13 protein-coding genes are annotated in these 12030 nt (G+C 72.4%); 2 read left to right on the top strand and 11 right to left on the bottom strand.

Going from position 1 to position 12030, the window contains the following annotated elements; translation table 11 throughout:
• Positions 1-38: 38 nt before the first annotated feature.
• The 10 genes from DEI81_RS01210 to hrcA form a co-directional block, all read right to left on the bottom strand.
• Entirely contained in the window at positions 39-728 is a 690-nt protein-coding gene (locus DEI81_RS01210; protein WP_111008676.1) for a response regulator transcription factor, read from the bottom strand.
• Entirely contained in the window at positions 725-1960 is a 1236-nt protein-coding gene (locus tag DEI81_RS01205; protein WP_220035605.1) for a sensor histidine kinase, read from the bottom strand. Before DEI81_RS01205 ends, DEI81_RS01210 begins: the two co-directional genes overlap by 4 nt.
• Before the next feature lie 104 nt (positions 1961-2064).
• Positions 2065-2994, bottom strand: coding sequence for a GTPase Era (gene era, locus DEI81_RS01200; protein WP_111008675.1), 930 nt, complete (start codon positions 2992-2994; stop codon positions 2065-2067).
• Complete coding sequence (locus DEI81_RS01195; protein ID WP_258368410.1) at positions 2991-4319, bottom strand: hemolysin family protein; 1329 nt, start codon at positions 4317-4319, stop codon at positions 2991-2993. Before DEI81_RS01195 ends, era begins: the two co-directional genes overlap by 4 nt.
• Positions 4316-4777 (bottom strand): rRNA maturation RNase YbeY, encoded by a 462-nt coding sequence (gene ybeY / locus DEI81_RS01190; RefSeq protein WP_111008674.1) that lies wholly within the window; start codon positions 4775-4777, stop codon positions 4316-4318. Before ybeY ends, DEI81_RS01195 begins: the two co-directional genes overlap by 4 nt.
• Positions 4774-5916, bottom strand: a complete 1143-nt coding sequence (locus DEI81_RS01185) for a PhoH family protein (protein WP_258368408.1) — start codon at positions 5914-5916, stop codon at positions 4774-4776. Before DEI81_RS01185 ends, ybeY begins: the two co-directional genes overlap by 4 nt.
• Positions 5906-6256, bottom strand: a complete 351-nt coding sequence (locus DEI81_RS01180) for a histidine triad nucleotide-binding protein (RefSeq protein WP_111008673.1) — start codon at positions 6254-6256, stop codon at positions 5906-5908. Before DEI81_RS01180 ends, DEI81_RS01185 begins: the two co-directional genes overlap by 11 nt.
• 88 nt (positions 6257-6344) lie before the next feature.
• Positions 6345-7088, bottom strand: coding sequence for a 16S rRNA (uracil(1498)-N(3))-methyltransferase (locus tag DEI81_RS01175; protein ID WP_111008672.1), 744 nt, complete (start codon positions 7086-7088; stop codon positions 6345-6347).
• Positions 7089-7091: 3 nt separating this feature from the next.
• On the bottom strand, positions 7092-8207 hold the full coding sequence (gene dnaJ / locus DEI81_RS01170) for a molecular chaperone DnaJ (RefSeq protein ID WP_111008671.1): 1116 nt from the start codon (positions 8205-8207) through the stop codon (positions 7092-7094).
• An 80-nt stretch (positions 8208-8287) separates the two neighbouring features.
• Positions 8288-9325 carry a heat-inducible transcriptional repressor HrcA gene (hrcA, locus tag DEI81_RS01165; protein WP_111008670.1) on the bottom strand — a complete coding sequence of 346 codons (1038 nt, stop codon included), beginning with the start codon at positions 9323-9325 and terminating at the stop codon, positions 8288-8290.
• A 175-nt stretch (positions 9326-9500) separates the two neighbouring features.
• On the opposite strand from hrcA, the gene DEI81_RS01160 reads away from it, so the two are divergent.
• Positions 9501-9908 (top strand): DUF4870 domain-containing protein, encoded by a 408-nt coding sequence (locus DEI81_RS01160; protein ID WP_111008669.1) that lies wholly within the window; start codon positions 9501-9503, stop codon positions 9906-9908.
• 75 nt (positions 9909-9983) lie between these two features.
• Here DEI81_RS01160 and hemW read toward each other — a convergent pair whose 3' ends face one another.
• On the bottom strand, positions 9984-11201 hold the full coding sequence (hemW, locus tag DEI81_RS01155) for a radical SAM family heme chaperone HemW (protein ID WP_181434650.1): 1218 nt from the start codon (positions 11199-11201) through the stop codon (positions 9984-9986).
• An 82-nt stretch (positions 11202-11283) separates the two neighbouring features.
• Between hemW and DEI81_RS01150 the strand changes: the two genes are divergently transcribed.
• Entirely contained in the window at positions 11284-12018 is a 735-nt protein-coding gene (locus tag DEI81_RS01150; RefSeq protein WP_111008667.1) for an HAD family hydrolase, read from the top strand.
• The last annotated feature ends 12 nt before the right edge of the window (positions 12019-12030 follow it).

Raw genomic sequence — 12030 nt, 5'->3', positions numbered from 1 at the left:
GGAGGCCCGGCGCGCGTCCGTCCCGCGGCGCGCGCCCGTCATCCTCGCGGCTGATCCGACGGCTCTCGAGGGACCAGGCCGTGCTCGTGCGCGAACACGACGAGGCGCACGCGGTCGCGGAGCCCGAGCTTCCCGAGGACACGGGAGACGTGGGTCTTCACGGTCGCCTCGCTGACGAACTCGTGCCGGGCGATCTCCGCGTTGCTCAACCCACGCGCGGCGAGGTCGAAGACCTCGCGTTCCCGCGGGGTCAGGTCGGCGAAGGCAGCCGGAGGTGCCGGCGGGGCGGACCGTTCCTGGAACCGGCGCAACAGGTCGCGCGTGGCCGCCGCCGCGAACACCGTCGTTCCTGCGTGCACGGTCCGGATCGCCGCGAGCAGGAACTCCGGGTCGGCGTCCTTGAGCACGAAGCCGCTCGCACCGGCACGGATCGCCCGCGCCGCCGCCTCGTCGAAGTCGAAGGTCGTGAGCACGAGCACCTGCGGGCCGGCACCCTCGGCACGCGCCTCGACGATGCGGGCGGTCGCCGTGATGCCGTCCATGACCGGCATCCGGACGTCCATGAGCACGACGTCGGGCCGCGTCCGTCGGACGAGCTCGACCCCGGCGGCGCCGTCGCCCGCCTCACCGACGAACAGCAGGTCGGGTTGCGACTCGACGAGCATCGTGATGCCCGTGCGGAACAGCGCCTGGTCGTCGACCAGAGCGACCCGGATCGGTGCGGTCATCGTGCGCCTTCCTCTCGGCCATGTCGGGGCAGCGGGACGGCCCCGGTGCTCCCGGCGGTGGGCAGCCGGACGGCCACCCGGAACTCACCGTTGGTCGGCCCCGCGGACATCGTCCCGCCGGACAACGCCGCGCGCTCCCGCATCCCGACCAGACCGTGCCCGACGCCCTGGCCGCCGTGGCCCTCGGGCGGGAGCCGGTTCGCCACGGCGACCTCGACGTGGTCGGGAGCGTACCGCAGCGCGAGTCGGACGGGTCCGCTCCGGTCGCCGTGCTTCAACGCGTTCGTCAGGCCCTCTTGCACGACGCGGTAGACGGCGAGCTGCGATGTGGTGGGCAGGTGCTCGGGTTCGCCCGCGCGCTCGACCTGGACGTCCAGGCCGACCTGCCGCATGTCCCGCACGAGCTGCTCGATGTCGTCGAGGGCCGGCGTCGGACCCGGCGCCTCGTCGTGCCGCAGTGCGCCGAGGAGCTCACGGACGTCGCCGAGGGCACGGCGGGCGGTCGCGCCGATCGTCGCCAGCGCGGCGTCCGCGCTCTCCGGGGAGGACCGCATCGCGTAGCGGGCGCCGTCGGCCTGCGCGATCACGACCGCGAGCGAGTGCGCCACGATGTCGTGCATCTCGCGGGCGATGCGCACCCGTTCCTGCTCGACCGCCACGGCTCGGTCCGAACGGGCCGCGTCGCGCTCGGCGAGGAGTTGGGCCTCGAGACTGACGCGCGCCACGCCACGGGCGCGGGCCACCGCGCCCGCGAGCCACGGCAGGACGAGCAACGCCACGATGACGACGAAGTAGCCCGCGCCCTGCGCCGCCTCGCGCACGAGCTGCGTGGGGTGCTCGATGAGCGAGCCGACGAGGTCGTATCGCTGGAGGTACTCCTTGACCGTCAGGTACAGCGCGCCGACCACGGACCCCACCAGCGCCGACGTGAGGCCGAACCGACGCACCCGGGGTGAGCCGTAGAGGGCCGTCCCGTAGAGCACACCGGGGATCATGAGGTCGGCGACGGCGACGTTCGCGCTGACGTACATCTGGACGAGTGCGCCCACCCACGCGATGGCGAGCCCACGCCCGGGCGCGAGTCGTCGGAGCGCCAGGGCGAGTCCGAACAACCCGCCGAGCAGCCAGGTCAGACCCGACCACCGGTCGCCGCCCAGGACCGCGACGACCGCCGCGACGAGCGCCAGCACGACGTCGAACGCCATCTGGCTGCGCAGCATGGTCCGGAACACGCCGACAACGCTACGGCCGCTGACCGGCCCCACGCAGCCGTCGTCCGGGAAGTCCCCCGCGAGGCGCCCCGGCGTCATCCGATCGGATGACGCCGGACTGGCGATCAGAACCCGAGACGACCGAGCTGCTTGGGGTCGCGCTGCCACTCCTTGGCGACCTTCACCCGGATGTTCAAGTAGACGTGTCGCCCGAGGAGCCGCTCGATCTCCGCGCGCGCCCGGGAGCCGACGTCCCGCAGGCGTTCACCCCCGCGCCCGATGACGATCGCCTTCTGGCTGTCCCGCTCGACGAAGAGGTTCACGTACACGTCGAGCGTGTCGTCGTCCTCGTCGTCCCGCTCGACCATGTCGTCGATCACCACCGCGAGGGAGTGCGGCAGTTCGTCGCGGACGCCCTCGAGCGCGGCCTCGCGGACGAGCTCGGCGACGCGGTCGCTCGCGGTCTCCTCGGTCACGGTCTCGGCGTCGTAGAGCGCGGGCGACTCCGGCAGCAGCCGCACGACCTCGTCCAGGAGTTCGTCGAGCTGGGTGCCGCGGATCCCCGACGTCGGCACGATCGCGTCCCAGTCGCGCAGTTCGGACACCGCGAGCAGTTGCGCCGCCACCTGCTCACGTGAGGCGCGGTCGGTCTTCGTGACGATCGCGATCGTGCGCGCGCGCGGGTGGGCGTCGAGCTGCGCGTTGATGAACCGGTCGCCGGGACCGATCGGCTCGTTCGCGGGCACGCAGAACCCGATGACGTCGACGTCACCGAGGGTCGCCTGCACGAGGTCGTTGAGGCGCTCCCCGAGCAGCGTCCGGGGCCGGTGGACCCCGGGCGTGTCGACGATGACGACCTGCCCGTCGGGCCGGTGCACGACGCCGCGGATCGCGCGTCGGGTGGTCTGGGGCTTCGAGGAGGTGATGGCGACCTTCTCGCCGACGAGGGCGTTCGTCAGGGTCGACTTGCCCACGTTCGGGCGGCCGACGAACGAGACGAACCCGGCCCGGAAGGGGGTCCCGGCGGCATCGCTGGTGGATCCGGTGGTGGTCATGCGGTGTGGTGTCCCGTCGTCGTGGGGGTCGGTTCGTCGTCGAGTGCCGGGGCGTCGTCCGGCGTCGGTGCCCGCTCGACGAGCAGGGTGACCAGGTCGCGACGTCGGCCTTCCACCCGTTCCGCGGTGAGCTCGACGCCGGACACCGTGACGGTGTCCCCCGCGGTGGCCAGCTGGCCGAGCTCCTTGACGAGCAGGCCACCCGCCGTGTCGACGTCGTCGTCGTCGAGCTCCATCCCGAAGAGGTCGCCGAGCTCGTCGACCGGAAGCCGTGCCGAGATGCGCCAGACGCCCGGGCGGATCTCGGTGCGGTCCACGACGGTGCGGTCGTACTCGTCCGAGATGTCTCCCACGAGTTCCTCGATGAGGTCCTCCATGGTGACGAGTCCCGCGACGCCGCCGTACTCGTCCACCACGAGGAGCAGGTGGTTCTTCACCGCCTGCATGAACCGCAGGGTCTCGTCCGCCGGTTTCGACTCCGGCACGAACTCGGCGGGACGCAACACGGTCGTGACGTCAGCGGTGGCGGATCCCGCGCGCTCGTACAGGGCGCGGGCGACGTCGCGCAGGTGGACGACCCCGAGGACGTCGTCGCTGTCACGGCCGATGACCGGCATGCGGGACACCCCCGACCGCAGCGACCGCTCCATCACGGTGGCGAGGGTGTCGTCGACGTCGACGGTCGTCATGTCCGTGCGCGGGACCATGACCTCGCGGACGAGCGTGTCGCTGAACTCGAACACCGAGTGGATGAGCTCGCGGTCGTCCGCCTCGAGCACGTTGCTCTCGGCCGCCTCGTCGACGATGCTGAGCAGCTGCTCCTCCGTCGCGACGCTCGACCCTCCGCTCCGCCCCGGGGTCACGCGGTCCCCGATCGCGACGAGGACGGTCGCGAGCGGCCCGAGCACGATGCGGACCGCGTGCACGAGGCCGCCCGTCCACGCGATGAGCTGGCCGGCGTGGGCACGGCCGACGCTCCGCGGACTCGACCCCACGAGGACGAAGGAGACGGCCGTCATGACCGCCGCCGAGACGAGCAGCGCGACCCACCAGACCGCGAAGACGCGCACGAGCGCGACCGTGACGAGCACGGCCGCCGCCGTCTCGGCGAGGACGCGGAAGAAGTTGAGGGCGTTGAGGTGCGCTCCCGGGTCGTCGGAGATGGCCTCGACGGCCCGGCGGTACCGGCTGTGCTCGGCGATCTCGTCGAGGTCCGCTCGGGACATCACCGACAACGCGGCGTCCGAGGCGGCGAGCAGACCGCCGAGCACGACCAGTGCGGCCGCCACCGCGAGCAGCACGGCGACCAGGAGCACCGGGGTCACCGGCCTCGACGCTGCGCCGCGAAGGCGCTGAGGATCTCGCCCTGCAACCCGAACATCTCGGCCTTCTCGTCCGGCTCGGCGTGGTCGAAGCCGAGCAGGTGCAGCACACCGTGGCAGGTGAGGAGGAGGAGTTCGTCGAGCGTCGAGTGACCGGCCGTCCGCGCCTGCTCCGCCGCGACCTGGGGACACAACACGATGTCGCCGAGGAGTCCGGGAGGTGTCGGGTCGTCCTCGGTGCCGGGCCGGAGTTCGTCCATCGGGAAGCTCAGGACGTCGGTCGGGCCGGGCTCGTCCATCCACTGGACGTGCAGCTGTTCCATCGCGCCCTCGTCCACGAGCACGATCGCGAGCTCGGCGTCGGCGTGGACGTGCATGGCATCGAGCGCGAAGGCCGCGAGACGTTGGACGGCGTCCTCGTCGACCTCGACGCCGGACTCGTTGTTCAGCTCGATGCTCACCGGCTACCTCCTCGGGCGCTGGTCGGGTACGGGCTCTGCTGGCGGTCCTGCGGCGGTCGCCCACGGCGCTCCGAGCGGTTCGTCCCGTCGGGGTTGCCCCGGTACGGAGTGCCACGACCGCCCGGTCGGTCGCCTGCCTGCTCGGCGAGGCGCTCCTCGTCGTAGCGCGAGTAGGCGTCCACGATGCGGCCGACGAGCGTGTGACGGACGACGTCGTCACTCGTCAGGCGCGCGAAGTGGATGTCGTCGACCTGGTCGAGGATCTGGGTCACGAGCCGCAGACCGCTCACCTGCGCGGGCAGGTCGACCTGCGTGATGTCGCCGGTGACGACCATCTTCGAGCCGAAGCCGAGCCGGGTGAGGAACATCTTCATCTGCTCGGGCGTCGTGTTCTGCGCCTCGTCGAGGACCACGAACGAGTCGTTGAGCGTGCGACCACGCATGTACGCGAGCGGTGCGACCTCGACCGTGCCGGACGCCAGGAGCTTCGGGACCAGCTCGGGGTCCATCATCTCGTTGAGGGCGTCGTACAGCGGCCGGAGGTACGGGTCGATCTTGTCGGTGAGCGTGCCGGGCAGGAACCCGAGCTTCTCACCGGCCTCCACCGCCGGGCGGGTCAGGATGATCCGGTTGACCTCACGTCGCTGCAGCGCCTGCACGGCCTTCGCCATGGCGAGGTAGGTCTTGCCCGTGCCGGCCGGTCCGATGCCGAACGTGATCGTGTTCTCGTCGATCGCGTCGACGTAGGCACGCTGGCCGTCCGTCTTGGGCCGGACGGACTTGCCGCGGCTCTGCACGATGGGGGTGCCGAACAGGTCGGTCGGCCGGCGGTCGTCCTCGATGACGCGGGCGGAGGTGGCGACGTCCGCCTGTCCGATGTCCTGGCCGCGACGCACCATGGTGATGAGCTCGTCGACGAGGACACGGGCGTGTGCGACGTCGCGCTCCGGACCGGTGAGGCTGACCTCGTTGCCGCGGACCAGCACGCGGACGGTCGGGTACTGCCGCTCGACCGTGCGGAGCAGGCGGTCCTGCGGCCCGAGGAGTTGCACCATGGCGATGCCGTCCACGGCGAGGTCGACGGTGACCTCGGGCTCGTCGGACGAGGATGCGGGGTGTGCGGTGCTGCTAACCGGCAAGGGTGCCTTCCTGGAGGTCGCCCGCGAGGACGTGGGCGTGGACGTGGAACACGGTCTGTCCGGCGGACGCACCGGAGTTGAACACGAGACGGAACTGGCCCCCCGCACGCTCGTCGGCGACGCGCTGGGCCATCGCGACGAGGTCCGCGAGCAGCGACGGGTCGCCGGCCGCGAGCTCCGCCACGGTGGCGTACTGCTCGGTCTTCGGGACGACGAGCACGTGGACGGGCGCCTTCGGAGCGATGTCCTCGATCGCGATGAGGCGGTCGTCCTCGGCGACGACGGTGGCGGGGATCTCGCGCGCGACGATCCGCGAGAAGACGCTCGGCGAGGTGCTCATCGCTCCATCGTAGGGCGTGCTGGCGACACCGTTCCGAGCTGTTCGCGCTGGGCTTGCGCTGCGCCGGGCGCCCCGACGGTGGCAGCCGTCACCAGCGGCCGAGCCGCGCCTGGAGCACGGCGAGCGCCGCGGGCCCCGCGGTGCTCGTGCGGAGGACCGACGCACCGAGCCGGACCCGCGTGGCGCCCGCGTCGGTGAGGCGGTCGAACTCGGTGTCCGCGATGCCGCCCTCGGGACCGACGACGAGTGCGATCGCCCCCGCGCCCTCGGGAACGGCCACCGAACTGAGCGGCTGCTCCGCGAGCGGATCGAGCACGAGGACCGTCGTCGAGGGCGGGAGGCCCGCCCCGTCGGCCAGGGTCGCGGTCGTGACGAGCGGTCCGACGTCGGGGACCCGGGCCCGGAGCGATTGTTTCGCCGCCTCGCGGACGATCGCGCCCCAGCGCGCACGGCCCTTCTCGGTCTTCGGACCCTCCCAGCGGGACACGCTCCGTGCGGCCGACCAGGGCACCACGCCGTCGACGCCGATCTCGGTCGCCGCCTGGACCGCCATCTCGTCACGGCCGCCCTTCGCGAGTGCCTGGACGAGCACGAGCCGTGGCGAGCCTTCCGGTTCGACGTCCACGGACCGGACCGCGAGCGTCAGCGCGTCGCGGCCGACCTCCGCCACCGCGCCGCTGACGACGGTGCCCCGACCGTCCCCGATCCGCAGCGCCTCGCCCTGGCGGATCCGCGCGACCGTGACGGCGTGCCGACCCTCGGCGCCGTCGAGCGACACGACGTCGCCGGGCCGGACGCCGGCGAGGTCGTCGACCAGGTACAGGGACGCCACGGATCAGAAGGTGAAGAAGCGGTCACGGAGCTTGCCGAAGAGCCCCTGCTGGAACCGGGCGAGCTGCGGCGCCGGCGCCTTCCGGGACTTGGCGAGTTGTTCGACGAGACCGCGTTCCTTGTGCGAGAGCTTCGTCGGCGTGACGACCTGGACGCCGACGCGCAGGTCGCCCCGACCCCCACCGCGCAGTCGCGTCACCCCGCGGTCCTTGATCGTCAGGACGTCGGCGCTCTGCACCCCCGGCCGGATCTCGAGCTCGACCGGCCCGTCGAGCCCGTCGATGGTCGTCGTCGTGCCGAGGATCGCGTCGGTCATCTGCACCTCGAGTGTCGCGAGGAGGTCGTCGCCGTCGCGGCTGTACACGTCGTGGTGCCGCACCTTGACCTCGAGGTACAGGTCGCCCGAGGGTCCGCCCGCCGGCCCGACCTCGCCCTGACCGGGCATCTGCAGCCGCAGACCGGAGTCGACGCCCGCGGGGATGTCGACGGGGAGCGTCCGGCGGGCGCGAACGCGGCCCTGGCCCTGGCAGGTCGGGCACGGGTTCGGGATCACGGTCCCGTACCCGCGGCAGGTGCCGCAGGGCGCGCTCGTGACCACGTTGCCGAGGAGCGACCGGACGGTCCGTTGCACGTGCCCGGTGCCCCCGCAGATGTCGCAGGTCACCGGGTGGGTCCCGGGCGCGCTGCACGAGCCGCCGCAGGTCTCGCACAGCACGGCCGTGTCGACCTCGATGTCCTTGTGCGTGCCGAACACGACCTCCTCGAGGTCGACCTCGACACGCAGCAGGGCGTCCTGGCCGCGCTCGGCGCGCGACCGCGGCCCGGTGCCGCGCGCACCGAATCCGCCACCGCCACCACCGAAGAAGGCGTCGAAGATGTCGCCGAAGCCACCGGCTCCGCCGCCGAAGGTGCCGTCCTGCGGACCGGCGTCGTAGCGGCGCCGCTGCTCCGGGTCGCTGAGGACGTCGTAGGCGTGGGTGACGTCCTTGAACCGCTCTGCCGCCTCCGGGCTCGGGTTGACGTCCGGGTGGAGTTCCCGGGCCAGGCGTCGGTACGCCTTCTTGATGTCCGCGTCGGCGGCGTCGCGTGCGACGCCGAGGACCTCGTAGTGGTCTGCCACAGCACCTCAGTCTGTCGGAGTGGTCGGCGTCCGCCGCACGGTGGTCCCGATCCGGGACGACCGGCGGTCCGGACGGATGGTCAATTGTCGGCCAGGAGCCCCGAGAGGTACCTGGCCACCGCCCGGACGGCGGCCATGTTCGTGCCGTAGTCCATGCGGGTCGGGCCGAGCACGCCGAGCCGGGCGACCTCGCCCCCGGCCGCGGTGTACCCACCGGCCACGATGCTCGTCGCGTCGAGTCCCCCGGCGGTGCCGAGGTACGCGGCGTTCTCCTCGCCGATGCTCGCGGCGACGGCGACCGCGTCGAGCTGCATCTCGCCGAAGAGCCGGAGCAGGGTCACCTGTTCCTCGATCGCCTCGAGCACGGGGAACAGGCCGCCGGCGAAGTCGTCCTCGCTCTTCGCGAGGTTCGCCGCACCCGCCATGACGAGCCGGTCCTGGCGGTTGGCCCGGACCTGCTCGACGAGTGCCGCGACCACGACGGCGGCGAGTCCCTGCAGCTCGGGGCGCACGCGTTCGGGGATGCCGAGCAGCACCCGGGGGACGTCCTGCAGCAGCAGCCCGACGGCCGCGGAGCCGAGCACGGCGCGGAGTTCGGTGAGGGCGTCGTCCTCGACGCGGAGATCGGTCTCGAGGATGCGCTGCTCGACGCGTGCGGTGTCCGTGATGAGCACGCTCATGAACCGGGTCTCGCTGAGCCGGACGAGTTCGACGTGCCGTACCCGGGCGCGGATCATCGAGGGGTACTGCACGAGCGCGACCTGGTTCGTGAGCTGGCTGAGCAGACGTACCGTGCGACCGAGGACCTCGTCGAGGTCGTTCGACCGCCCGAGGAAGGTCTCGATCGCGTGCCGCTGGGCGCTCGACAGCGGGCGGGCCTCGGTCAGGTGGTTGACGAACACGCGGTAGCCCTTGTCGGTGGGCACCCGCCCCGACGACGTGTGCGGGGCGACGATGAGCTGTTCTTCCTCGAGGGCGGCCATGTCGTTCCGGATCGTCGCCGACGACACCCCGAACGCGTGCCGCTCGACGATGGAGCGGGACCCGACGGGCTCGCGGGACGCGACGTAGTCGCGCACGATCGCCTTGAGCACCTCGAGACTGCGTTCCGACACCATGACGCGCCCTCCCTCCTGCCACTCGTGCGCGATGTGCGCCCAGAGGGTCCGGCGGTGGTCGCACCGTCCGCTGTGCCACAGGGCTGGCACTCTCCGGGTCCGACTGCTGATCCTACGCCGAACCTCCGACCGACCGGGCCTCGAACCGGTCACAGCGAGCCGTTACGCTTCCGGCATGAGCACGACGCCGCCCTACGGACAGCAGCCGGACCCGCAGTGGGGACAGCAGTGGGGGCACTACCAGCCGCCGCAGCCGATGCGCCCCGAGGACCAGCGCCTCTGGGCGACCCTCGTGCACGTCGGCGGGATCTTCTTCCAGTTCGTCGTCCCGCTGGTCGGGTACCTCGTGCTGCGCGACCGGGGACCGTTCGTCCGCGAGCACACGCGGGTCGCGTTGAACTTCCACTTCACGATGGCGATCGCGTACGCGGTCGGCGTCATCACGTCGTGGCTCGGCATCGGCGTCCTCATCCTGTTCGCCGTCGCCGTGATCCAGGTCGTGTTCGGCGTCATCGCGGCCGTGCGCGCCAACGCCGGGCAGTTCTACCGCTACCCGCTCAGCATCGAGTTCATCCGCGCCTGACGACCACCGTCGGTCACCTGCCGGCGGACACGGCCGGGAGGCCCGCCAGCAGCCCGCCGCTCCCCCGGCGGTCCGTCAGTCCAACAGCTCCCGCACCACGGCGTCAGCCAGCAGGCGCCCGCGCAGCGTGAGGTCGAGCCTCCCGGACAGCGCGGCGCGGCCGTCGACGAGTCCGCGCGCGATGAGCCCGGCGACGCGCCCACGCGCCTCGGGACGGAGCTCCGCGGTGGCCAGCTCGCCGCGCACGCGCGCAGCGAGCAGGACGCGCTCGACGTACCGGGTCTCGTCGTCGAGCGTCTCGCGGCCGGCCGCCGGTGATTCGCCCCCGAGCACGCGCGCGGCGTACGCGGCCGGGTGCTTGACGTTCCACCATCGGGTGCCGGCGACGGCCGAGTGCGCCCCCGGACCCACCCCCCACCAGTCGTGGCCCTTCCAGTAGGACAGGTTGTGGCGGCTCGCGTGCTCGGCACCGCGGGCCCAGTTCGAGACCTCGTACCAGCTGTACCCGGCGGCAGCAAGACGTGCGTCGGCCTCCTCGTACATGTCGGCGGCCAGGTCGTCGTCCGGCGCCGGCAGGAGCCCCTTCGCGACGGCGCGCCCCATGGCCGTGCCGTCCTCGACGATGAGCGCGTAGGCCGACAGGTGGTCCGGCCCGTACGCGATCGCCGCGTCGAGCGAACGGCGCCAGTCGTCGAGTGACTCCCCCGGCGTCGAGTAGATGAGGTCGAGGCTGACGTCGAGCCCCTCCGCCCGCGCCGCATCCACCACGAGCGGGACCCGCTCCGGGTCGTGCGTCCGGTCGAGCGTGGCGAGCACGTGGGGCACCGCGGACTGCATGCCGAAGCTCACGCGCGAGAACCCGCCGCGGCGCAGCGTCGCCAGGGACTCCGCGTCGACCGAGTCCGGGTTCGCCTCGGTCGTGACCTCGGCACCCGGGAGGATCCCCCAGGTGTCGTCGATCGCGCGAAGGATCATCACGAGGTCGTCCGCCGGCAGCATCGTCGGGGTCCCACCGCCGAAGAACACCGTGGACACCGGCCGACGCGCGACGCCCGACCGGTCGAGGACGGACGCCGCGAACCGGATCTCCTGGACCGCGTGACCCGCGTAGTCGTCGCGCCGGACGCCCCGCAGTTCCGATGCCGTGTAGGTGTTGAAGTCGCAGTAGCCGCAGCGGACACGGCAGAACGGCACGTGCACGTAGACGCCGAACGGGGTGTCTCCCGCGTCCGCCGAGGGGACGATCAGGCCATCCGCGGGGGCGGGATCGGCGATCGGCAGGGCGCTGGGCACGGACTCCATTGTCCCACCGCGCCGCCGTCCCCGGGTCACACCACCGGTCGCGCGGCCGGGACGGGGTCGACATGATGGTCCCATGCACGACAGCACCACCTCCGGGAGCACGGACCCGGAACCCAGCGCCGACAGCGTCGCCGGCACCATCGTCCTCTGGGACGTCGACGGGACCCTCGTCGAGAACGCCGCCGTCCCCGGGAGCCTGTACCACCTCGCACTGGAGCGCACCGTGGGCCGGGACCTCGAGCAGCTTGTCGGCCACCAGCACGGCCGGACCGACGCCGGGATCATCCTCGAGGCCCTCCGGGCCCACGGGCTCGACCCGGAGCTGTCCGAGACCGTCCGCGGACACCTGCAACGCCTGTCCGAGGAGCGCTACCGGTCGGGTGAGCGGCGGACGCCCGCGCCGGGTGTGATGGCCCTGCTGCAACGCATGACCGATCGTGGCTGGCGCTCCGCGCTGCTCACCGGGAACTCCGCGGGTCGGGCTCGCCTCAAGCTCACCAGCGCCGGGTTCGACCCGGACGCGTTCGACTGGGCGCACTCGTACTTCGGGGACGAGGACGTCGAGCGGCAGGCGCTGACGCGCCGGGCGGCCGCGGACCTCCGCGGGAACCGCGTGGTGGTCATCGGGGACACGCCCCGCGACGGCACCGCCGCCGACGCGGCGGGCATCCCGTTCATCGCGGTCGCCACCGGCGTGCACGACGTCGACGAGCTCGGCAGGACGAGCGCGGTCGCGGTCGTCGCGGACTGCGCGGAGGGTGCCGACACCCTGCTGGACGCCGTCGCCGCGCTCCGGCCCCTGGTCTGAACGACCCGGCGT

The organism is Curtobacterium sp. MCBD17_013, from assembly GCF_003234565.1.
Lineage (GTDB): Bacteria > Actinomycetota > Actinomycetes > Actinomycetales > Microbacteriaceae > Curtobacterium.
Note: the sequence above shows the minus strand (reverse complement) of the source record. Positions and strands in the feature narration are given on the sequence as shown.

Excerpts from the sequence above, each read along its gene's own strand:
- DEI81_RS01150 (WP_111008667.1), top strand. The coding sequence starts at position 11,284 with ATGCACGACAGCACCACCTCCGGGAGCACGGACCCGGAACCCAGCGCC.
- era (WP_111008675.1), bottom strand. The coding sequence starts at position 2,994 with ATGACCACCACCGGATCCACCAGCGATGCCGCCGGGACCCCCTTCCGG.
- DEI81_RS01180 (WP_111008673.1), bottom strand. The coding sequence starts at position 6,256 with ATGAGCACCTCGCCGAGCGTCTTCTCGCGGATCGTCGCGCGCGAGATC.
- DEI81_RS01210 (WP_111008676.1), bottom strand. The coding sequence starts at position 728 with ATGACCGCACCGATCCGGGTCGCTCTGGTCGACGACCAGGCGCTGTTC.
- DEI81_RS01160 (WP_111008669.1), top strand. The coding sequence starts at position 9,501 with ATGAGCACGACGCCGCCCTACGGACAGCAGCCGGACCCGCAGTGGGGA.
- hrcA (WP_111008670.1), bottom strand. The coding sequence starts at position 9,325 with ATGGTGTCGGAACGCAGTCTCGAGGTGCTCAAGGCGATCGTGCGCGAC.